Source organism: Mycolicibacterium sp. XJ1819, assembly GCF_053483675.1.
Map to the genome: position 1 here is coordinate 1 of NZ_JBEFST010000070.1, position 263 is coordinate 263.

The 263-nt window shown below is 63.1% G+C and carries 1 pseudogene; it reads left to right on the forward strand.

What is annotated here, in order from left to right:
• Window positions 1-132: 132 nt before the first annotated feature.
• A pseudogene (locus ABQE89_RS26345) lies at window positions 133-263 on the forward strand (IS256 family transposase); the annotation flags it as partial.

The window sequence follows — 263 nt, forward strand, 5'->3', positions numbered from 1 at the left end:
TCGCAAGCGTGGCGCGGGGGCGTGTCTTATTGACTGTGTAAGGGGTTCGGCCTGAATGGTGGTGGCTGACCACCGGACAGGAGAGTTTCATTGCTGCAATCTGATTCGCCCAGAGACGACGCTGCCGCCAAACTGGGCGAGCTATTGCCGCCGGCTGCGCTCGATGCTTTGTTGGCCGACGCCGAGGCCTCGGGCACTCCGATCGACGGCCCTGATGGGCTGTTGGCTCAGATGACCAAGGCCGTGCTCGAACGGGCCCTAGA